Source organism: Roseovarius marisflavi (genome assembly GCF_900142625.1).
Lineage (GTDB): Bacteria > Pseudomonadota > Alphaproteobacteria > Rhodobacterales > Rhodobacteraceae > Roseovarius > Roseovarius marisflavi.
The window spans coordinates 13,629-35,121 of the sequence record NZ_FRBN01000011.1 but is presented as its reverse complement, the minus strand read 5'-3'; the positions used below and the strand labels follow the sequence as shown (position 1 = coordinate 35,121).

General features: G+C 54.5%; 20 protein-coding genes, 1 tRNA gene and 3 pseudogenes. 17 read left to right on the top strand and 7 right to left on the bottom strand.

Annotated features, from left to right (window positions below):
• Positions 1-111: 111 nt before the first annotated feature.
• Both BUB78_RS11080 and trpA read right to left on the bottom strand, forming a co-directional pair.
• Complete coding sequence (locus BUB78_RS11080) at positions 112-1,275, bottom strand: alpha-hydroxy acid oxidase (RefSeq protein ID WP_073198127.1); 1,164 nt, start codon at positions 1,273-1,275, stop codon at positions 112-114.
• A 142-nt stretch (positions 1,276-1,417) separates the two neighbouring features.
• Positions 1,418-2,209: a tryptophan synthase subunit alpha gene (trpA, locus tag BUB78_RS11075; protein ID WP_073198124.1), complete on the bottom strand. Its 792-nt coding sequence runs from the start codon at positions 2,207-2,209 to the stop codon at positions 1,418-1,420.
• A gap of 246 nt (positions 2,210-2,455) precedes the next feature.
• On the opposite strand from trpA, the gene BUB78_RS11070 reads away from it, so the two are divergent.
• The 4 genes from BUB78_RS11070 (at position 2,456) to BUB78_RS11055 (ending at position 4,914) form a co-directional block, all read left to right on the top strand.
• Complete coding sequence (locus BUB78_RS11070) at positions 2,456-2,833, top strand: hypothetical protein (protein ID WP_220084002.1); 378 nt, start codon at positions 2,456-2,458, stop codon at positions 2,831-2,833.
• A gap of 134 nt (positions 2,834-2,967) precedes the next feature.
• Positions 2,968-4,065, top strand: coding sequence for a redox-regulated ATPase YchF (gene ychF, locus BUB78_RS11065; protein ID WP_073198121.1), 1,098 nt, complete (start codon positions 2,968-2,970; stop codon positions 4,063-4,065).
• A gap of 249 nt (positions 4,066-4,314) precedes the next feature.
• Positions 4,315-4,692 carry a hypothetical protein gene (locus tag BUB78_RS11060; RefSeq protein WP_073198119.1) on the top strand — a complete coding sequence of 126 codons (378 nt, stop codon included), beginning with the start codon at positions 4,315-4,317 and terminating at the stop codon, positions 4,690-4,692.
• A gap of 132 nt (positions 4,693-4,824) precedes the next feature.
• Positions 4,825-4,914, top strand: a tRNA-Ser gene (locus tag BUB78_RS11055).
• Positions 4,915-5,145: 231 nt separating this feature from the next.
• On the opposite strand, the gene BUB78_RS11050 is transcribed toward BUB78_RS11055, so the two are convergent.
• Positions 5,146-6,108 (bottom strand): HNH endonuclease, encoded by a 963-nt coding sequence (locus BUB78_RS11050; RefSeq protein WP_073198117.1) that lies wholly within the window; start codon positions 6,106-6,108, stop codon positions 5,146-5,148.
• A 714-nt stretch (positions 6,109-6,822) separates the two neighbouring features.
• On the opposite strand from BUB78_RS11050, the gene BUB78_RS11040 reads away from it, so the two are divergent.
• Positions 6,823-7,242, top strand: a complete 420-nt coding sequence (locus BUB78_RS11040) for a thermonuclease family protein (protein ID WP_245813450.1) — start codon at positions 6,823-6,825, stop codon at positions 7,240-7,242.
• A gap of 387 nt (positions 7,243-7,629) precedes the next feature.
• Complete coding sequence (locus BUB78_RS11030; protein WP_073198109.1) at positions 7,630-8,607, top strand: tyrosine-type recombinase/integrase; 978 nt, start codon at positions 7,630-7,632, stop codon at positions 8,605-8,607.
• A gap of 259 nt (positions 8,608-8,866) precedes the next feature.
• Here the strand turns inward: BUB78_RS11030 and BUB78_RS11025 are convergent.
• The 3 genes and pseudogenes from BUB78_RS11025 to BUB78_RS11020 all read right to left on the bottom strand — a co-directional run.
• Positions 8,867-9,115 (bottom strand): annotated as a pseudogene (locus tag BUB78_RS11025) (recombinase family protein); the annotation flags it as partial.
• Positions 9,066-9,326: a hypothetical protein gene (locus BUB78_RS21160; protein ID WP_245813453.1), complete on the bottom strand. Its 261-nt coding sequence runs from the start codon at positions 9,324-9,326 to the stop codon at positions 9,066-9,068. The pseudogene BUB78_RS11025 and the gene BUB78_RS21160, both read right to left, overlap by 50 nt.
• Complete coding sequence (locus BUB78_RS11020; protein ID WP_073198107.1) at positions 9,319-9,774, bottom strand: EH signature domain-containing protein; 456 nt, start codon at positions 9,772-9,774, stop codon at positions 9,319-9,321. The genes BUB78_RS21160 and BUB78_RS11020 overlap by 8 nt, the downstream gene beginning before the upstream one ends.
• On the opposite strand from BUB78_RS11020, the pseudogene BUB78_RS21155 reads away from it, so the two are divergent.
• Positions 9,746-9,892: pseudogene (locus BUB78_RS21155) on the top strand (transposase); the annotation flags it as partial. The gene BUB78_RS11020 and the pseudogene BUB78_RS21155 overlap by 29 nt on opposite strands.
• 15 nt (positions 9,893-9,907) lie before the next feature.
• The gene (locus BUB78_RS21150; RefSeq protein WP_245813452.1) at positions 9,908-10,117 is read left to right on the top strand and encodes a hypothetical protein; all 210 of its coding nucleotides are present in this window, start codon (positions 9,908-9,910) and stop codon (positions 10,115-10,117) included.
• A 628-nt stretch (positions 10,118-10,745) separates the two neighbouring features.
• Here the strand turns inward: BUB78_RS21150 and BUB78_RS20350 are convergent.
• Positions 10,746-10,885: pseudogene (locus tag BUB78_RS20350) on the bottom strand (IS3 family transposase); the annotation flags it as partial.
• A 352-nt stretch (positions 10,886-11,237) separates the two neighbouring features.
• Here BUB78_RS20350 and BUB78_RS11005 point away from each other — a divergent pair.
• From BUB78_RS11005 to BUB78_RS10965, 9 genes are all read left to right on the top strand, one after another.
• The gene (locus BUB78_RS11005) at positions 11,238-12,587 is read left to right on the top strand and encodes a serine/threonine protein kinase (protein WP_073198104.1); all 1,350 of its coding nucleotides are present in this window, start codon (positions 11,238-11,240) and stop codon (positions 12,585-12,587) included.
• A 1-nt stretch (position 12,588) separates the two neighbouring features.
• Positions 12,589-13,701, top strand: coding sequence for an FHA domain-containing protein (locus tag BUB78_RS21145; protein ID WP_073198101.1), 1,113 nt, complete (start codon positions 12,589-12,591; stop codon positions 13,699-13,701).
• Positions 13,685-14,596, top strand: coding sequence for a PP2C family protein-serine/threonine phosphatase (locus BUB78_RS10995; protein WP_073198100.1), 912 nt, complete (start codon positions 13,685-13,687; stop codon positions 14,594-14,596). The genes BUB78_RS21145 and BUB78_RS10995 overlap by 17 nt, the downstream gene beginning before the upstream one ends.
• A gap of 22 nt (positions 14,597-14,618) precedes the next feature.
• Positions 14,619-15,899, top strand: coding sequence for a hypothetical protein (locus BUB78_RS10990; RefSeq protein WP_073198097.1), 1,281 nt, complete (start codon positions 14,619-14,621; stop codon positions 15,897-15,899).
• Positions 15,900-16,059: 160 nt separating this feature from the next.
• Positions 16,060-18,123: a dynamin family protein gene (locus BUB78_RS10985; protein WP_073198095.1), complete on the top strand. Its 2,064-nt coding sequence runs from the start codon at positions 16,060-16,062 to the stop codon at positions 18,121-18,123.
• Positions 18,120-19,091, top strand: a complete 972-nt coding sequence (locus BUB78_RS10980; protein ID WP_073198093.1) for a dynamin family protein — start codon at positions 18,120-18,122, stop codon at positions 19,089-19,091. Before BUB78_RS10985 ends, BUB78_RS10980 begins: the two co-directional genes overlap by 4 nt.
• 76 nt (positions 19,092-19,167) lie before the next feature.
• Complete coding sequence (locus BUB78_RS20340; RefSeq protein WP_139279315.1) at positions 19,168-19,545, top strand: hypothetical protein; 378 nt, start codon at positions 19,168-19,170, stop codon at positions 19,543-19,545.
• Positions 19,545-20,366 (top strand): hypothetical protein, encoded by an 822-nt coding sequence (locus BUB78_RS10970; protein WP_139279314.1) that lies wholly within the window; start codon positions 19,545-19,547, stop codon positions 20,364-20,366. Before BUB78_RS20340 ends, BUB78_RS10970 begins: the two co-directional genes overlap by 1 nt.
• A 419-nt stretch (positions 20,367-20,785) precedes the next feature.
• Positions 20,786-21,343, top strand: coding sequence for an acyl-homoserine-lactone synthase (locus tag BUB78_RS10965; protein WP_084732834.1), 558 nt, complete (start codon positions 20,786-20,788; stop codon positions 21,341-21,343).
• Positions 21,344-21,493: the final 150 nt, after the last annotated feature.

Sequence of the window (21,493 nt, the reverse complement as noted above, 5' to 3'; positions counted from 1 at the left end):
AGGGCGGGGCTCCTCCAAGGCTGTAGCCCCGCGGTAAGGCCTGTGCCTATAGACCACGAGGCGCGCTTTGGAAAGGGCAAATCGCGCCGGTTTCGACCTGGCGAAGGGGCGTTATTCCCAGTCGCCGGCAAAGCCCTTGGGGATCATCAGGATGTCGCGGTCAAGTTTGCCCACATCGGTGCGCCCGCACAGGCCCATGCTGCTATCAAGTTCCTTGTGAATGCATTCAAGCGCGCGGGTGACGCCCTCTTCGCCCATGGCGCCAAGACCGTAGACAAAGGCGCGCCCGATATAGGTGCCGCTGGCGCCCAGGGCCATCGCCTTGAGCACGTCCTGTCCCGAGCGGATGCCGCTATCAAGATGCACCTCGATCTTGTCGCCGACCGCATCCATGATCGCGGGCAGGGCGCGAATGGCCGAGATCGCCCCGTCAAGCTGACGACCACCGTGGTTCGAAACGATAATCGCATCGGCCCCCACGTTCAGCGCCTCGCGCGCATCGCGCGGGTCCATGATGCCCTTGATGATAAGCGGGCCATCCCACATCTTGCGAAACTCGCGGATGCGGTCCCAGTTGAGCGCCTGATCAAACGCTTCCGATGTCCAGGTGCTAAGCGAGGACGGATCGCTCACGCCCTTGGCATGGCCGACGATATTGCCAAAGAAGCGGCGCTTGGTGCCAAGCATGCCAAGGCCCCATTGCACCTTGGTCATCATGTTGGTGACCGATTTCACAGTCAGCTTGGGCGGGGCCGAAAGGCCGTTTTTCAGGTCTTTATGCCGCTGTCCCAGCAATTGCAGATCGACCGTGATCATCGCCGCCGAGCATTTGGCGTCCTTGGCGCGATCAAACAGGCGCTGCATGAAATCGTCGTCCTTGAGGGTGTAAACCTGCATCCAGAAAGGCTTGGTGGTGTTTTCGGCCACATCCTCGATGCTACAGATCGACATGGTCGAGAGCGTAAAGGGCACGCCGAATTTCTCGGCGGCGCGGGCGGCCTTGATCTCGCCATCGGCGCATTGCATGCCGGTAAGGCCCACCGGCGCAAGGCCAACGGGCATCGACACGTCCTGGCCGATCATCTTGGTGGCGGTGGTGCGCCCGGTCATGTCGACGGCGACCCGCTGGCGCAGGTAGATCTGGTCAAAATCGCTGGTGTTCTCGCGAAAGGTCTGTTCGCTCCAGCTTCCGGATTCCGCGTAATCATAAAACATCTTCGGCGCGCGGCGCGCGTAGATCTTCTTGAGGTCGTCGATATTGGTGATCACGGGCATCAGTCGTTCCCTTTTGGAAATTGGTAAAGACCCTTTACCAACGCCAAGGCAATCGCGCAATCATTCCTGTCGTCGCAGGGGAGGTCAGGTGCCGCTTAGGCACAGACGAGCACGCGCCTAAGGCGCATTCTTGTGACGCGCCTTAGGCGCGATGCGCGCCCGCTGCCAAACCGCGCACAAATTCAAGCACGTCGGCCACGCTTTCGCCTTCGGCGATCTTGCCGACAATCGCCGAGCCGACAACTGCGCCATCGGCGACGCTGGCGATGGTTTGCGCGGTTTCAGGCGTGCGGATGCCAAAGCCGACGATGACCGGCAGGTCGGTCTGTGCCTTGATGCGGGCCACTTCGGGGCCGACATCAACCGCCTCGGCGGCGGCGGCGCCGGTGATCCCGGTGATCGAGACGTAATAGACAAAACCGCTGGTGTTGGTGAGAACCTTGGGCAGGCGTTTATCGTCGGTTGTGGGCGTGGCCAGACGGATAAAGTTGAGCCCGGCCTTTTGTGCCGGAATGCAAAGCTCGTCGTCTTCTTCGGGCGGCAGGTCGACCACGATCAACCCGTCAATCCCGGCCGCCTTGGCATCGACCAGAAATTTATCGACGCCGCGATTGTAGATCGGGTTGTAATAGCCCATCAGAACGATCGGCGTGGTGTCATCGGTCTTGCGAAACTCGCTCGCCATTTCAAGCGTGCGGCTCAGGGTCATGCCCGCGGCAAGGGCTCGCTGACCGGCAAGCTGAATGGTGGGGCCATCGGCCATCGGGTCGGTAAAGGGCACGCCAAGCTCGATGATGTCGACGCCCGCCTCCGGCAGCCCCTGCATGATCTCAAGCGCGGTGTCATAGTCGGGATCACCCGCCATGATATAGGACACGAAGGCTTTCTTGCCTGCGGCTTGAAGGTCAGCGAATTTGGCGTCGATCCGAGTCATTTCTTTTATCCCGTATTGTTGGATACCGTTTGCGGCAGCGCGCGGCGGAAATCAATGGCAAGTGAAAGTTTTTCGCATGTCCGGCATGGGATTTGGACTGGATTGAGCCGAAAAGATAGAATTTGAGCGAGGTTGTTTCGCCAATCTCGGGGCATGACTTTTGGCGCATGAGGGTCGGGCGGCCACGTCTCCGACTTCTTGCCCGGCCAAATTGACAAATTCCCGGCCAAACGCGAGGGTTCAGTTTTGGGTTTGATGGATCAAATTTTGGACAAGCGTATCTTCAAGGCAATTGCACTGGCGGTTTTGTACAGCCTCATTCTCGCCGTCATAAACGCCGTTTCCGTCTATACCTGGGGCAAACCGCGCGGCGTGAGCTTTGGAATTCTATTCTATTATTTGTGGGTTTTTCTCAGCTCACAGGGTTTCGCAACCATTATACTAGGGTGTTTCGTTCGTCCTGGAATTTCCCTCTCGCTTTCGCTGTTGCTTATTCTTGGCACGGCCTTTGCCTTGTTTCCCGGCAGCTTCAATCCGGTGTATCTGACGGTTGTGTGCGCCGCCGCGGCCCTTAGTTTCATGGTTTTTCTCCTTGGACCAAGGCATCAAATGGCGCAGCAATAGGTGCAGGCCTGACATCTGAGGCGATCGAGCGGCGTAAAGGCCCAGACCCAGACCCCCGCGTTTTGCCAAAGGCGCGCTTGCGTCTGGACCGGACTGCCAATAGAAGCGGCGCTGCATGAATAAGGAGTGGCGTCATGGGCTTTAAAATGGGGATCGTGGGGCTGCCCAATGTGGGGAAGTCGACGCTTTTTAATGCGCTGACCAAAACGGCCGCCGCGCAGGCCGCGAATTTTCCGTTCTGCACCATCGAGCCGAACATCGGCGAAGTGGCCGTGCCCGATGCGCGGCTGGACAAGCTGGCGGCGACCGCAGGCTCGAAACAGATCATCCCGACGCGCATGACATTTGTCGATATCGCCGGCCTCGTGAAGGGCGCGAGCAAGGGCGAGGGGCTGGGCAACCAGTTTCTGGCCAATATCCGCGAAGTCGATGCCATCGCCCATGTGCTGCGCTGTTTTGAAGACGACGACGTGACCCATGTCGAGGACCGGGTTGATCCGGTGGCCGACGCCGACACCATCGAGACCGAGCTTATGCTGGCCGATCTCGAATCGATCGAAAAGCGCCGCGCCGGTCTGGTGCGCAAGCTCAAGGGCGGCGACAAAGAGGCGGTGACGCAGGATCGCCTGTTGGCCGCAGCGCAGGCCGCTCTTGAAGAGGGCAAACCCGCCCGCACGGTTCAAGTGGACGCCGAAGATCTTAAGGCGTGGAAGATGCTGCAACTGCTGACCAGCAAGCCGATCCTTTATGTCTGCAATGTCGATGAGGGCAGTGCCGGCGCGGGCAATGATTTCTCGGCCCGCGTCGCCGAAATGGCCGCCGAACAGGGCGCGGCCAGCGTAGTGATCTCGGCGCAGATCGAAGAGGAAATCAGCCAGCTTGACCCCGAAGAGGCCGAGATGTTCCTGACCGAAATGGGGCTTGATGAGGCAGGCCTGGATCGCCTTATCCGCGCGGGGTACGAGCTTTTGCACCTTGAAACCTATTTCACCGTCGGCCCGAAAGAGGCCCGCGCCTGGACCATTCCGGCGGGCACCCCGGCCCCCAAGGCCGCCGGGGTCATCCATGGCGACTTTGAAAAGGGCTTCATTCGCGCCGAGACGATCGCCTATGACGATTTTGTCACGCTTGGCGGCGAGCAGAAGGCCAAAGACGCCGGCAAGATGCGCGCCGAGGGCAAGCAATATATCGTCAAGGATGGCGACGTGCTGCACTTCCTGTTCAACACCTGAGGCCGATCTGCGGACAGAATAGCCCTCGTGAAGTTCCGGATTCCGGTCGCGTAGCCTTGCCTGTCGGCGGCTGCGTGGCGATAGCGACCATTGGTTTTTGTGGTCGCGTTCCACGCGCGGATCAAAGTGTTCTCCCACGCTCTGGTTTGTCCGGCGATCGCCGGTGAATGTGTTTTGCGGCGCGGCGAATAACATCTTGTAGAGAGCCTGGATCGTTGCCAGACTTGAGCGCGCATAAACCTCGCATTTTTGCTTGCTGGCAAAGACCCGGGCCGCATTCTTTCTCGCTTGGCGCAGGTCATTCTTCATATCGTTCCAGCTGTCACGGTCAGCCGGGTCGTTAACTATGATGCTTTCGACATCTTTCTCAAGCACGTGAAAGGTAACGCGGCCCGCCATGTACGTTTCGAGCACTTTCTTGATGACGGCCGAGGACGTGCGGTGGCATCGGTCGCTCTTGATAGGGTTAAGTTGATTTTGGGCATGGCGGTAAAAGCAGGATGGCTGGCGCGAAACTCACCCTCGATCACTCTTTTTGCGCGCGTTGAAGACATGGCGCGGCCCTTGCCTGCATCGAACGAGAAAACCCGTTGCGCTGTCCATGTGGGGGCCTTTTTGGGTTTGTAGGTAAAGTTGTTCTTGACCATACGAATTCCGGCGGCGCACCGGAAGGAATAAGGTCAGGTTAAGACGGAAATTTTTCAAACAAAGCAAAAGAACGGGTTGTGCATCCTGCGACAACTTCATAAACACATCGACGGAGCTGTGGCCGAGTGGTCGAAGGCGCTCCCCTGCTAAGGGAGTAGGCCCGGAAGGGTCTCGTGGGTTCGAATCCCATCGGCTCCGCCACCTTTCTTACGGTGGCTTATGTGTTTGATTTAAAACCATAATACCAATTCACGTAAATGCAAAACCACACACACTTACCACACACGTTCACCACACACAAAAGAAGCCAATCCGGTTTTGAGAACGTTTGTCAGTGTCGATGCTCCACAATTGGCAGCCCAGGTTTGAAGCAGGGTCAAGTTATGTGCGGGTTTGGTTCACGCTGCAAATCGCTGAGCACCTGACAACGCCCTAAATGGCTGCCCACTCCCAGTGAGATTTAAGGGCATCTAAACTAGGCTGCGAGGCAAGGTCAGCAGGCAGGGAAAATTTTTGCCCGTCGAATTCACCGTATACGGTCGGCCTGAGTTTGTCAGATAACCTTACACACAAGGTTTCCGGATTTATTGATATCAGCCCCAAATCGAATAATGAGTGGATGTCAGCGCGCAGCAGAATGCCGTTTTGTGCGTGATTAGATTCTGGGCCGAGGTACGGAGTAATATGCGCAGCTTCTAATGCCTCAACAGCGTCGCAGGAGGTAATTGCGCATTTCCCTCTGTAAGCATTGAGAATAGCAGCACGAAAGCCAGGCTGCCCTCGTCTAACTACTATTTCCGCAATTGCACGTTTCCGCACATCCTCGATGGTTCGGAGGTCAAAATCACTTTTCCAAGCCAGTTTAGCGCTTTCCTTGGTGAGTATTGCCACGGGCCCAGGTGTTCTTCTGAGTTGGGTAATATCGCCATCGGACGAAAAACCTTCTAGTGTAAAAAAACCATCTTCCCAACCGACTACCCGTGCTAACCCCAGAATCCTATACTGAGCGCCCCTACCAGCTTTGGTTTGAAGCAAGACCCCAACAGGTACGTCTTGCTCCATACAATTTATCAATCCGCGGTTAGTGGCGAACTGGTCACGCTCTTCGGCTTTTTGTCCTTCTTGATAATATTGACTACTCCAACTGCCATCAGCTCGAAAGTCTGTGTCCGAGTCTGCGTATGGACTGGAAATCAACTGTTTTACGCTTAATGCTAAATCTGTGTATGCGGGTTTATAAATGCCTTTCGCCAGGTTTGCTAACCTAGCACCTGTATCTGCGTGTGCTGAAATTTCCGCCCACGACACCACTGCACCTGCTCTATCAGCAAACCACTGTAAAGCTTCCCTGTGTTGACCATCGACCTTGTAAATTGCTTCGCTCAAATCACTCATGTTCAACCTCTGAAAATCCTAAACGGTGTAGGTACCTGGACTAGGCCTCTCCAAAAAATCAACAGTTTAGTACAATTTACTTGCGAGTTCTCTTAATTCTGATCGCGTGGAAACGGTGCTCAGCTCCGGTCTTTTCCATTGATTAGGATCGACTTACGCATTTCTATCTCTCTTGCGTCAGTGGTGCGATGTATTCCCACCAACAGTCGCCAACTCGGTTCTCGGGGAAGTTATTGGCTTTGACTTAGGCCGTAAGAAAAAGTTGAAAGTATTCAAAAAATTCAACCTAAAGGCATTGAGTGATGCGGTGGGAACCACTACCGTTTCTTTCAGGGGCGTATTCAATTAGGAGAAAAAGTATGAAAAGTCTTAGCTTTAGCGCTGCATTGGTGGCCTTGCTCGCGGCGCAACCTCTATTTGCGGGGTATGCAGCAGATGTGAATCTGGTGTCGCCAAGCTCTGCCGTTCAGCATGGTGGTGGCTGCCGTAAGGATTCTCCTAGTGGACAATGTTGCCATGCAGGCTCGAAACCCTATCACTGCCACTGACTTGACGGTTATTTGATCCAAATATGACTCTTCACCTTTGGCCTACGAAGCTTAGGTCTTTATTGGCCAAAGGTTGCATCATGCATTTAAGGGGTTTTCGGTAAGGCCGTCGGCTATGCTGGGCCTCATGATTGAAAATCTCCAATTCTGCCAGGAAAATTCTTGAATGAATACGCTTAGAATTTCTCTTTTAATGATAATCTTTGGCAGCACAGTTGTAAGCGCAGGTGAGTGGATTGAAGGTCGCGTCACCCACGTCCGAGACGTGGATACCATCGAAGTCAGCAATTTGCCCGTCAGGCTGAAGGGCGTAGATGGTCCAGAGTTGAATGAGCGTGGCGGCCAGGCGGCTAAGCGATGGATGCAAAAGGCAATACTTCGCAAACCCGTTCGCTGCTGGCTCACCGGAAAAAAGACCTATGACAGATGGGTTGGGACCTGTTTCGATGCATCTGAGAGAGACATTGGAGCGCTTGCAATTGGCGCTGGGCAGGCGAGAGATTGCCCCCGTTATTCAGGCGGCAAATACACATCTTTGGAGACCAAAGAGAGTAGAAAGCTGCCATCCCATTCCTATTGTAAATGACCATGGCCTCACGTCTTCCACTTATTGTGCATTTTGACGTTCAGTCTTTCAAGTAAACTCTCCTTTTGGGCGATCACTTTCCTTGCTTTTCTAGGCCGCACTCTTCTTCATTTGAAAGTAATTTGCATTGCGCGGATGCATTAATCTTCGATGACTGGTTGACGAAATATCTACGGGCCCTTTCCGTCAGACCGTATCTTTCGACGTAGCCTAATATGATGATCTCCAACTCAATGATATTCTCCCGCGACATTGGCTGTTCTCCAACAATGAAAGTGGATTCACTGTACCTATGAATTCCTAACAAACAGTTAACTCGACTGGCATTGAAGCGGCACAAACCGCGCCGAAGTATGCTTTTATAAACGCGAAACTGGGAGGCTTCAGATGAACCGCGATTTTTACCGCATCGACGAGAGACTAGCAGCAGCCGTACAACTGGCACAAAATCCAACTGTTTCCAGAGAGCACGTGATAGAAGAGTACCGGCGACGGTCTGAAGCTGCATTTGCCCCTGGGACTCGTCGGAACTACCGGCAAATCAAAGCAACGTTCTGCGCATGGTGTGAGGATCAAGGATTTGACGCCAGCCTACCTATCGATCCAAAGGTAGTTGCTGCATATGTCGATTACCTTGGTGGAAAGGTAAAAAGCTCCACGATTGAGACACGGCTCTGGGCTATCACGGAAATGCATAGAGCGGCGTTTGAGGCTACGCCATGTAGAGACCGGTTGGTCCAACTCGCGTTGAAGGCAGTAAAACGCAGATATGGAGCAGCGGTAAGACAGGCACCGCCTCTTGGTAAAAAAGAAGTCCTAAAGGCCATCGAGAGCTTAGGGGACAGCCGGTTAGAGCAACGTGATAAAGCTGTGTTGTGGATTGCGACGGACAGTTGGTGCCGCTCTTCGGAAATAGTGGCATTCAAGGTTAAAGATTTGATTCGCCAGGATGACGGGTCGAGCTTGCTTTATGTTACTCGCTCCAAAACTGACCCCTATGGCGACGGAGCCTACGCTTTCTTATCAGAGGCAGGGACAGAATCTGTTTTGCGCTGGCTTGAAATAGCTGGGTTGAAATCCGACGATCCGATGCTGACTAAATCGCAACCAAATTCGAAAGTACAGCATATGGACCCTGCCACAATCTCACGGATTCTGAAGCGTTGCACTGGCCGGAAGGACATTTCTGCACACAGCACACGCGTGGGAGGGGTGCATGATGCGTTCAGACTCAGATGTGATCTTTCATCTATTATGGTCGCGGGGCGTTGGAGTTCGCCTGAAATGCCTGCGCGCTACGGTCGGCGCATATTGGCAAGCCAATCAGCCGCAGCACAGGTATCAGCGGCATTTTCTGAGGTATAGTGATTCCACGATCAAACTAACTGCGTTTGACTATTCCCCTTGTCCCTTTAAGGAGAATAATTTCGAGTAACAGGTTAATTTCACTGACTGAAACCAGCCCATGTCAACTTTTATGAATTGAATGTCGACGGTGAGAAAGTTGCGTCCAGTAACAAAGCCTCGATGGCTGAGCGCTTTAACAGGCCTAGCCTTTGGATTGTGCGAGTGGCCACCGAAACCCTGGTTAACCACCCGCTCTTTGCCGAAGGTTGCTTTTAACCTACCCACAAAGCACCCTGTAGACCGACCTCTCTGAGACACTCAACGCTTCCGCAACCTCTCGCTTGCTGACCCCCTGGGCAACCATTTGCCGTATCTCAGGGGCCTTCTCTCGGGCCGTTGGACGCCGCCCCTTGTACTTGCCCAGCGCCTTCGCCTTGGCGATGCCTTCCCGTTGCCGCTCTAGCATCATCTCCCTTTCAAATTGAGCGACAGAGCCAAGGACATTTAGCATCAGCTTGCCTGTCGCGTTTGTCCACCTCACCTTGGTGCTGATCCTGCCAATTCCGCAGGTCTGCGATGGCAAAAAGAAGATCCCGGTGGTCGTCATTCAGATGGGTGAAAGACTGTTCTGCTGGCGAAGTGGACATCAGGCGTTGCAGTAGTCCATGCTTCTTCTCCGCAAAGCGGATGTCGACGCCATCGGCGGAAATGGTGGCAACGGGACGATCATCAGACATTCTGCATCACCCAGATTTTCCAGCTCGGAATCGAACTGTGAGATTTCGAACTCCACGAACTGCGCATGATGTCATCGCAGTAATAGGTTCTCTGATAGAGTTTGGGCGCTTTCGGGTCATTCTGTCGAAAGATGTGAGTTTTGTAACTGTGGCATCCATCAACCACGATCTTGTTGCCGATCCGCATGACCAGCAAGGATGTGCTGCCGCCACGGTCCAATTGTCGCCCGAACCGTCGGTTCGTATGGTTGTTATCAGACCCCACGAGATGGCGTTGCGCGTATTGCCGGGCAGATGCGCCAAAGGCGACCCATGCCTCGTCAATCATTTTGTCCTCATATAGTTCCAGCCAGAAATCCCGTCTCGGAGGCCACATATGATTGTTCTGTGTCGCGGTGACCATATCGCAGAAAAATTTCATGTCCTGCTTGGTCAGCCTCAGCTTCATCGCGACAATCGACGATGTAACGCGGTTTGGCAAAGCAACCGATGTAGGCGCGTATTTAGGACTGACCCCGAGGCGATATCAATCTGGTGAAACGAATTGGTCGGGGCGCATCTCGAAACGTGGTGACGGGTCCATGCGCAAGCTGCTTTATGAGGCGGCCAACATCCTGATCCAACGTGTGTCGCGCTTCTCGCCGCTCAAAGCATGGGCGATGCGGCTTGTCGCGCGGAGGGGGATGAAGAAGGCCATCGTTGCCACGGCCAGAAAGTTGGCCGTCATCATGACCCGCATCTGGCGCGATGGCACGACCTTCGCCTGGACCAAAGAGGAATTACCAACATGAATTAACTTAAAACCGAATACGCCCGTCTGGGTGTAGAGACGTCCCATCGGGACGGTGGCCGGATGACCTCGCCGTCGAATGTTGATGCGCCTAAAATTAGGTGACCTCGCAGCGGACCTTTTTGAGGCACCAGTCCCCGACGCCATTATGAGGCGGCATCGCCGACCTCGGAGAGAACCATGAACTCGATGAGACCGAAATACGCCCTTGAATTAACGACCGCAGATAGAGAACATTCGCTGCACTTTGCGCCGAGGTCGGCTAAGCGGGACGAAGCCGTCAGGCCGGGAACGAAAGCAAACGGCCCGGACCGGGACGCATGTTGCGGGGTTCATCTCCGGCCGGCGGGATAAACCTGCGTCCTGCCAGTGTGGCAAGGCGCAAAGCCGATAGCGAGATGCAGGTTAACGCAAAACACCGGTCACGGTGCTGCTCTTGGTGGTCTTTGTGCGGGAGGTAACGCTCTCTTTTGCAAGCTTCATGCGGTGATGCCATGGTGAACCTGTGCAATTGCAATCTCAACCTCTGGCGGTCTTCCGCTCCTTCTTGAGTCGCAGTCCGCAATAGATGCTTTGAATTTTTCCCGTCAAGGAATGGCTGGACAACATAAGGTTTTCCTGAGACCGAATTTTTGATAGTCATGTGAACAATATTGGCTGCCGCGATCCGTATAACGGATGCAGTCCTTTTGTGGTGTTGTGGTGCGCGAAATGCGAAGGTCATGTTCAACACCTCAATCGCCAAGTCCCGCTTCATGTCATTGCTGACCAACGGCCGGTTATAAAGCCTGCCTTTAACCCGGTTCAAGCTCATGCGCAGGGAACCGGCCTTGGCCTGACGTATCGGCCTCGTTGCTTCCACATCGACACTGAGCCTGTGGTTCTTTTGGATCAGATAGTGGCTAGATGAACCGGCTAAGAATCTGGGGATTTTCCGGCATTCGGCGCCAACCCGAGACGGGTTTAAAAGTACCTGACAACACCATTTTTTTGAGCGATGTCGGATCATTGGCCAATTGTTGCCATGATGTGATCATATTTTCGGTGCAGCCTCACACGTTCTGATTGAGTGTTTTGAATCTCTTTGTGCTTCCCGAGCTGCCAACTGGAAAGACCACGACGTGCAAAACAATATTACCTTTTTGGAAGAGCATGAGACCGACGAACTCTCATCCGGTAGTAGGCTGCTGTACGGCCAGTACACGATTGAGCGTCACCTGATCGACGGTGGGTTCGGCATGACCTATCTGGCCCGCGACAGCCTGAACCGTCATGTTGTCGTCAAAGAGTGCTTCCCCAGTTCCATTTGCCGCCGGATCAACGGCGAGGTGCGCCCACGCAAACCTTGCTATTTGGACCAATACCAAAGTGTCATTCGCAACTTTTTGCGAGAGGCGCTGAGGCTCGCCAAATTCGAACATCCCAACATTGTTAAGGTTCACCAGGTTTTTCAGGAGAACAACACGGCATACATCGCAATGGACTTTGTCGATGGCATGGATCTTTTGTCGATGATGGATATCGACCCGGGGCGCCTCACCAACACCCTGCTTCAAACATTGCTAAGCGAAACACTCAATGCATTGGATCATGTGCATGACTTCGGCATGCTGCATCGCGATATCTCACCGGACAATCTGTTGCTGGATGCTCAGAACAATTTGACGCTGATCGACTTTGGGGCCGCGCGCGAAGATGCTCGCAACCCGAAACGGGTGCTTTCCACTGTCTTGTCCGTGAAGGATGGGTATTCACCTCATGAGTTCTACTACACGGATAGCTCGCACGAGCCATCCAGTGATCTCTACTCTGTCGGTGCAACCTTTTATCACCTGATCGCCGGTTATGCACCGCCGGATTGTCAGAAACGCCTCGCAGCTTTGAGCTCAGGCCAACCTGATCCTTTTAAACCGCTTGCCTCCGGATCGTGGGCGTTTGATCCGGCTTTTCTGGCATCAATCGACAAAGCCCTGTCGGTTTCGCAGCAGAAGCGCTTTCAGTCTGTAAATGACTGGTTGGACGTACTCGAGACCTGCGAGGCCGCGCCCTTGCAACAGGATCATATTGCGGCATCTCTGCAAGAGAGTGCACCGCAGGTCGACGATCTTGATCCAAGCATGGCGGAAGCGATTTCATCGCTTGTGGAGGACACCAACAGCAGCCTCGAACCGGTACTCGACCCGCGGGCCAGGCAACATGTCGAAGTACCCGCGGAATCCGAGAAAGACGATCAGCCCAACCGGCTTGTCGATATGTTCGGCTGCCCGATTGATGACGTCGATGCATGGCTGCGCGAACAGGATAAACTATCAAAACGACAACGGGATGAAGCGCGTCAGCTAAATCAGAAAGCCGAAAAAGACGCCTCATCTAAAGCTGAAGGCACCGGCTCGACGTTGTCGCGTGTACTCAGCGCTCTTGTCAAAAGATGGCGCCGTTCGGCCGAAAAAATAAAACCTGAAAGGAACTAAAATGAAGTTTATTCGCGATATCATTGGCGAAAAACGCGACATGAGTCATCGGGCAAATGGTCTCTCGGCAGCCAAAGAGGCGAGCGACCCTTTAAAAGATGAGTTCCTGTCGCGATCAGATTCTGCCCCTGCGGCAGACCAGCAGCAGCTTGAAGCATTGATTAACGATGTGACCTTTGAGGATGTTGCGACGACCGCACCGGAGAGTGCCGATGCCAGCGAGCCGCAACAAAAAGAGGTCGAAGACTTTACAGGTGGTCTGGACATTTTCTTCGAAGAACAGGAGGGGGCCAGTTGCGATGCAGAAGAGAACGGAGCGGACGAGCAACCTGTCGTGACCTGGATTGCTGAACCGCAATATCGCACATCGGAAACTTCTGAGACAGCGCAGGACGGGAAGGTTGATCGCGCAGCGCCAGTGGTTCAGCCCCCCCTTGAGCAAAGCGTTGATCCCGTCGAGAGAACACCGGCGGCAACGTCACCGTTTCATCATGACACCTCTGACATGGATCAAGAGGCACCGGATGCGTCACCAGAGCCGCCTCAGGCAATGCCGCAGTCAGCCCCCAAGGCACCTGATGCCTATCAGGCAGTCGACGTTCCGCAACCCGCTGTGGGCCGCGGGGCAAGCCGCCAGGGTCGGGTAAAGACCCGGCTTCTTGGCTTCACAAGCAGTCAGGATGCCGACATTGACCCCATTACGGGCGGCGCAGATGCAAAGCCTGCCGCCTACACCAATTTCCCGCTCGGGTGGTTAATCGTCGTCGCGGGTCCGGGCCGAGGTGCCGCCTTCACGCTGTTCAATGGCGTTAGCAAAATCGGCCGTGGCAAAGATCAGACTGTGCCGCTTGATTTCGGCGATAATAGCATTTCGCGCGAAAATCATGCCGCGATTGCCTATGACCCCGCGAAGAAAATATTCTTCATCGGTCACGGTGGTAAGGCAAACCTTGTACGGCGGAATGACCGTCCGGTCCTGAGCACCGAAGAACTGTCAGCGGGTGATGAGATCACGATTGGTGAAACGATGCTTCGCTTTGTTCCGCTTTGTGGCGCGGGCTTTACCTGGGAAGAATCGAAAGAGAGGGACTGGCCCCATGCATCCAACGGTTGATCTTGTTTATGACACGTCGATGGCCATGGTCCTGGGGCGGCGCGAACGGCAGGAAGATGCCGTGGTTTCGGACTTCTCATCAGGAGAGGCGTTTGGATTTGTGGTGCTGGCCGATGGAATGGGCGGGCATGCCGCAGGTGATGTCGCAAGCAAGATCGTCGTGACCGAGGTGTTCAGCGAACTGAAACTGCAATCCGGTGATCCGGAGTTGTTGGAGCCCCATATCGGCGAGGTGCTGCAGAGGGCGACCGTCAGTGCGAACAAATGTGTTGGGGTGTATTCGCGTGAGTGCCCGGATGCGCAGGGCATGGGCGCCACTTTGCTGGCGCCGGTGTTCATACATGACCGGCTGTACTGGGTATCGGTTGGCGACAGCCCGCTCTACCTGTTCCGGAGTGGCGTGCTCGAACGCCTGAACGAGAACCACGCCCTTATGTCCCAAATAGATTATCTGGTTGCGAACGGGATCATGGGCCGTGAAGAGGCCATCAATTACCCTGACCAAAGCTGCCTGACATCGGTGTTGATCGGTCGCGATATTGCGCAGGTTGATTGCCGGACCGTGCCGGTACAGATCAAGGACGGCGACATTCTTATTGTTGCCAGTGATGGACTGCAATTTCTTTGCGAAGAACAGATCGAGGGCGTCCTGCGCTTCACGCAGAAGCGCTCAGCGGAAGATATAGGCGCGGCCCTTATGAAAGAGGTCCAGAAACTGGACGATCCCAGCCAGGACAATGTCTCTTTGTGTGTCGTAAAAGTTATGGCGCAGGGTGCCGGGACGGTTGGGAATGATCAAGATCAAGATCAAACCATCTCGCGCTCTCAGCAACACAGCAACACGTCGATCACAATCATGGCAAAGGTGATGCGGAAGAAGAAGGCAACAGGATGATGAATTCTCGGGGAGACCTCCGTTGAACCAGGCAATTAGGATCAACCCGGTTATCGATCGGTTGGAAAACATATTAGGCAGGGGCGATATTCCGGCCCCCTATGACCGCTGGGGCGCACGTCTGCTGGCGCACCTGACAAAGCCAGTGCAGGTAGTCGTGACCGGCCTCGCCGGAAGCGGCAAGTCGACTCTGATTGAAATGATGTCGGCACAACCTGTTATCGGCCAGCATTTGGAAGTACCTATCATAGAACTGGCCTATGGCGAAAAAGAGCGCGGTCTGTTCGAAAGACAGGACGGCTCAATGACCAGTTTCCCGGGGTTTCTGAAGGATTGCGAATGTCCTCAGGATTCAATCCGTGCCCGACAAGAATTGCCCGATACGAAACTGATCAGCCAAACTTTTGTTGAGATAGGACTTTCGGGCGATCTTGCGCAAAAACGAGCGATCCTTAGTTCCGCATGCGAGCGCGCGGACATCATCATTTGGTGTAGTCAGGAGTTTTCCCAAGAAGAGCAGCACCTGTGGGCAAGCGTGCCCGACCAGATTAAGGATCACAGCTTTTTGGTTCTGACCATGGCGGACCGCCAGTTGATGCGCGATGTGCTGTCAAAAAATATTGCCCGGCTGGAATCCATCGTGGCGGATGAATTCATGGGGCTTTATCCCGTGGCCACTATTCAGGGGATCGCGGCGCAGACATCCGGCGAGGGTCTGAATCAGGCTCTCTGGACGTCGAGTGGCGGAAAGCACTTGATGGAGCCGGTGCTCAGACAGATCAAGCAGGGGCGTGGCGCCGATGTCGATCAGGCCCGGATTTTCCTGGATCGCCTGGCAGCACGCACGCCGGAGGTCGATGTCGAGGGGCGCGAGGCCCCGCAGATGCCGGATCCGATTGCCATAGATGGCCCGGACACCAAGGAAAAGAGCGAGGTCGCGACAAGAGCGGATGATGTGGCTGTGGATGACGTGGCGCCGGATGCGCGATCCGTTGCCCTGTTGTCCGAAGCCGTTGACATGCTTCAACAGCGCGCCCGCGAGATGCTTGATGAAATGGACCATAATGACAATCTGGATGCCGGTGCCATTCTGAATAGTTGTACGGAGGCAATGTCGTCGCTGGCAGGATTGCTCGACACGGCACCGGTAAATGACCCCACCGCCCAAGGTGTACGCGAAGACGTGCAGGAGGGCGAAGAAATGCTGATGTTGTTCCAACTGGAATACAGCGAGGAGGCTGCGCTGGACGCCGTAACCCTGCTTTTGCAGATGAGAAAGGAGCTTATAGACAAAGTCGTCTGATAAAGAATTTTCAACTTCAGGAAATCTTTCCTCAGACCCGTCCAATTATCAACACATTTGATTACCATTTTTGCCATGGCAAAAGTGCGCAACGCTTGGTTGTTCCGAGTTTTCAAATACGGCGAAATGTATCCGCAACGCAAATGACACCGGAAATCTAATGAACATTGAAGTTGAAATTGATCCTGCCACCAATATCCGGGCTTCAGCGCACCGAACTAATCTGAATTCTGGCATGGAAGACCTTGCAGCTTTCGCCCAAAAGGCCGCAGAGCTTGAAGCCGCACTGGATAGGCTTGTCGAGCTGACCGGAGAAGAATCGCGCCGGTCAGTGTCCCGCCTGAAGGATCAACTTGCGGCCTTTGAGCCCTCAGTCACGGTCCTTGGTCAGGTGAAATCAGGGAAAACATCGCTGATCAATGCCATGACCGGTTGGGCCGATTTGTTGCCTTCGGATGTCAATCCCTGGACCTCTGTGGTCACATCGCTTCACCTGACCCCCGCCGCCGAAAATGGTGAGACCGGGGCACGTTTCCAGTTCATGACCGAAGAGGAATGGGATCGCCTGACCACCAAGGGCGGCAGGATTGGCGAACTGGCCGGGCGCGCCGGCGCAGAAGGCGAACTGGGCAAGATACGCGAACAGATACACTCCATGCGCGAGAAGTCCCGCAGGCGCCTCGGCAGAAATTTTGAACTGCTGATGGGGCAGGAACATGAGTACGGGTATTTCGACAAGAACCTGCTTGAGCGGTATATTTGCCTGGGCGACGATTTTGACGTGCCGGGTCACGAGCCGGCCAGTGATGATCAGGGCCGATTTGCAGATATAACCCGGTCGGCCGAGCTTTACCTGAATTGCCATACTGTGCCGTTTCGTCTGTGTCTTCGCGACACACCCGGCGTCAACGACACGTTCATGATGCGCGAAATGGTGACGATCAGAGCCATCCGCGACAGCCGCGTGTGTGTGGTTGTCCTGTCTGCGGGGCAGGCACTGACCTCTGTAGATATGGCGTTGGTCAGGATGATCTCGACCCTCAAGTCGCGCGAAGTAATCATCTTCGTGAACCGCATTGATGAATTGTCCGATCCGGCCAATCAGATGATCGAGATCGAGGAAAGCATTCGCGGGACGCTGAAGAACAATGATGGTCCTCAGGACGCACAGATCATTTTCGGTAGCGCCTACTGGGCGGGTAAGGTTCTGCATGGAGAGTTGGGCGACATGTCCGAAGCCAATGCCGATGCGTTGCTGAACCTTACCAAAGCCGTTCTCGGTACAACAAAAATAGATCAGTCGCCGTCTGCCCATGTGTGGGAATTGTCAGGCTTACCCGCCCTCATGCGAGCACTGTCATCACAAATCGTACTCAGCCTGGGCGAGCCCTTTCTGAAGAAAATTGCATCTTCAGCCGTGGCAATTGCGACATCACAGAAAGCCGCGCGAACGGTAATGGTTGAAGGTAACGATTTCAAATCTGATGTCAGCATGTACGATATTCGAGCCGAATTCGAGCGGATAGCAGAGACGAACCTGAGCAGGTTCAAGGCATCAATGGCAGAAATTTTTGCCGAATATCATACACGCGCAGATCGCGTGCATGAGAACTTTATCGAGCGCGCAACACATTCATTGCTGGCTCACCTTGAGGTTTATGGTGACGAGCAGATCTGGGAATATGACCCGGCCGGACTTCGCATTCTGCTGCGGTCTGCATACTCGACCATGGGCAGCAAGGTCCGCAAGGATGCCGAGGCACACTATGAAGCCGCAGTATCTGACACGGCACATTTACTTTATCGCTGCTTTGGCCCGGCTGTCGAAGGTATTCAGCTCTCGGTCCCCGGCATCCCTCAAATTCCGTCGCCAGTCACCCTCGGGCAGACGATTGCGTTGGATTTCAATGATAGCTGGTGGGCGATGTGGTGGCGAAGAACGCGAGGCTACCAAGCCTTCGCCAGGCAGTTCCGAGAATTGATCCGCTCTGAGACAGAAGACTTCATGAGACAGATGAAAGATGTCCAGACCTCTACCATCGAAGACGACTTCGTAGAGGAACTGCGCGGTTTTCTTGAAGAGCAGAAAGGTATTCTGCTCGATTTGATTTCCGGAGCGCATCGCTCCGGGACCGTGGAAGACATGTTCTGCGACAAAGATGAGCAAACGCGCAACGATGCGCTGAACAACACGCTTAAGACGTTGGGGCGTTACGTCACATGACCAAGGAGAAGACATTGAACACTGAGAGTCTAAGCCCGGCACCATTGCCCCGAAAACCGCGCCTGGCGTTCATGGGCGAATTCAGCGCCGGGAAAAGCACGCTTTCCAAACTGTTTCTTGGGAATGCGCCACTGCCGGTACAGGTGACCGCAACCCGGCTTCCCCCGATCTGGATCAGCTACGGCGCTGAGGCCGCAATTGCCGTGGATCGTGACGGCACCGAGAGAGAGATCGACATTGAAGATCTGGAAGCGATCTGCGTTGACGAAACCAGGATGGTCCGTTTGTACAACCGCTCGGAAACTCTGGAGATATGTGATCTGATTGACATGCCCGGAATTTCAGACCCAAGCATGTCGTCGGATGTCTGGTTATCCATGATCGAACACGTCGACAGCGTCGTGTGGTGCACGCAGGCAACGCAGGCATGGCGCCAATCCGAGGCGGCGGCATGGGAGCTGATCAGGGAGCGGACGAACGGAGATAACATCCTGCTGGTGACACAGGTTGACAAACTTAGGGTTGATCGCGATGTCGATCGGGTGATCAATCGCGTCCGCAAGGAAACCGAGGGTTTGTTCAAAGCGGTCTATCCGATCTCGATTATCGAGGCGCTGAATGCAGGGGACGACTTTCAAAAGTGGCAGGAGAGCGGAGCGGCGGAGTTTGTCGATCACCTTGTGGAACTGTTGCTGAACGCACCCGAAGAAGGCCGTTCTGCGCCGGTCGCATCGCAAGAAACGACCAAGTCTTCGCAAGTGCAGGATTTGCCGGACAGCACGGCATCGGGCGCGCCGCAAGAGATGGCGGGCAGGTCGTTGGCCGAAGCATCGCCGTCCGCTCAAAATGCGTCTGCCGAACCTGTGGTCTACAAGTCGAGCAGTGTCATACCGAAACGAGTGCGCGTTCTGACCGAGATGCGCGGGCGCACCGCCCGGCCCAGCCCTTCGGTAGACGCCAACTGGTGAGAAAAGTCATGAGGCAAAAGGGAGCAGGTGTGTTTGGAGGCCCGCACATCTACGTCCCGCCGATCTGGAGCGCGAAATGACCATATCCGAATGCCTTGACGAAATGCGATGCGGCGTGCCCGGCTGTTCGCTCGTTTCGTTCGGGGATCTGAAGACGGGCCTGGTCTTGCGCACAAGCGCCAACCGTCAGCACAAACAGGACTATCTGGAAGAAATCATCCAACAGGCCGCTTTGAATTTCGGGGTTTCCGATACTTTGTCTGCGGATGATGGCCAAGCAGAAGAGACAGACCACAGCGTCATCGTGGCCACACCTGACGATGTACGCATCTTTGTCAGATCGCAAGAGAGGAAATCCGATGTCGTTTGCTGCGTGTGTGACCGTGCTGAGGCGGTCACACATGTAAAGGCATACGCAAAGAAGGTATTTCTAATGGTGTCTGGGGAAGCGTGATGGTAAGAATTGCAAAAGCCCGCCAAATCGGATCCGAGGAAACGGCGCGTCACTTGCGTGGTGCTTTGGTGCGTCTCGGCATGGATCGCGACGAGCTTCTGGCGGACATCCGAGAGACGGCGACAGACCATCAAAGTCTGTTGCGCATTATCATGCGGGAAATTGACGAGGCTGTCCTGCCACGCAAGATGGCACTGCTGTCTGATAGCGGAATTGAGGCGATGCTTGTTGCATCGAACAGGCGTCTGATCGAGTTGCGCACCAATGACACGGTCCAACAAAAAGCTGAGGGTGGCGAAACAGACCCAGAAGACGCTGCGCGGGCCTATGCACAAACCATCAAGAAAATAGGCCAACAGGCAGCAGGAACAGCATTGCAGCGCATGGGCCGCGCATTGAATCCATCCACAAGCGGCAAGTCCTGTTCGGCGGCGCGTCTGGCAGAGGTCAGTGAAAGCTTGGGCCACGAAAACCGGATGCATGGCTTTCTGAAAATGATCCAGCCGCGTGCGAAAGGCTGGATTATGCGGGCGCGCGAGGGCAGGGATGTAGAGCGCGAGGGGCCCGAGGCCGTCCTGCTGCGCCTTGACCATGTTGAGAAGATCTTTGCCGCGCATCGCGGGGCAAAGGGAACCCTGCGCCGTCTGGACAGAGCGGGGCCGTCTTGTTCGGCTTTTGCGCTGGCACCGGGATGGCAGGCAATCGTTGCCAGGGATGGCACGGATAGCCTGCTGGCGGCGGTTCCGAACCAAGGCAGGGTCGCGGTCATGGATGACTGGCGGAAAGTTTTCGGCACTACAGGGCTGAACGCAACGGTTTGACGCAGAAGTCGCCGATTTGAGTTGTGCCCGGTATTCACGACCGACGGGCGCCCTGCTTGCATCTAATTGACAAATAAGAGCGCGCACTCGCCATAAAGGCGAGGGGTTCGGTGTGGCCAAGAAGCCGCAACAGCAAGTTGCGATTCAACTTTTCCGGTAGAATGTGTTGGTGTCGGACTTCACAACTGCAACGTTAAACCGTATTAAGGCAAAAAAGTGACGAGCAGTCTATGAATCGTACGTGGTCGCCCTTCCGGGCACAGGCACTTCCACCAACTGCGCCGCTAACTGAAAACATTGATGTTAACGATCGGCATGAACGTTCGCAGAATAGAGTAAACAGTTCTACGAAACGAAACGATAAGGTTGCCGGGGAGCCCGTCGATCACATCAGGTCAACGACCATTTCGTTTCGAAATATGACTGAATATGGCGGGCTGTTGGTAAAATACCTTGAAGTCAGGAAATTGATTTTCCTGGACCAACTCGGCTGGCATGTCTCAGAATCCGACGGAATGGAATTCGACCAGTACGATACGCCATACTGTCGCTGGATTGTAATTCATCAGTTCGGTGAAGTCCTTGGCGGCGTTCGCATGGTTCCCACCACGGCCAAATGCGGCCCCTTCAGCTATATGATCAGAGATGCACAGATGGGCCTGTTGGAAGATATTCCAACCGACATTCTTTTTTTTGAGGCCCCGGTAGAGCATAGTGTATGGGAAGCCACCCGGTTCTTCATTACAAATTCCGTTCCTGCGCAACAGCGTCAAAGGGTCCAGACTTTATTGTTTAGGTCAATGTGCCAGACTGCCATGGATAATGGTGCAGCGCATGTTCTGGGTATCGTGCCCGCTTTATGGGCTCGGTGGGCCCGGCGTTTGGGTGTGAATGCGACGCCCATAGGAGCAAAGTTTTCCATCGACGGGACCGCGAGCCAGTGTGTTTTGTTCAAGGTCACCGATCTTATATCCTGAGTGACTCAATCAAAGATTTTCGGTCGGCGCGAACTTTGGAAGACAATGCCGGGCTGATGCCCTGTATTGTTTGGCACTTAAAGACAATGCTATATTTTCACCTTATTTTCAGCAAAATTTAGGGAGAATAGACTATCTTAGGCCTCAAAT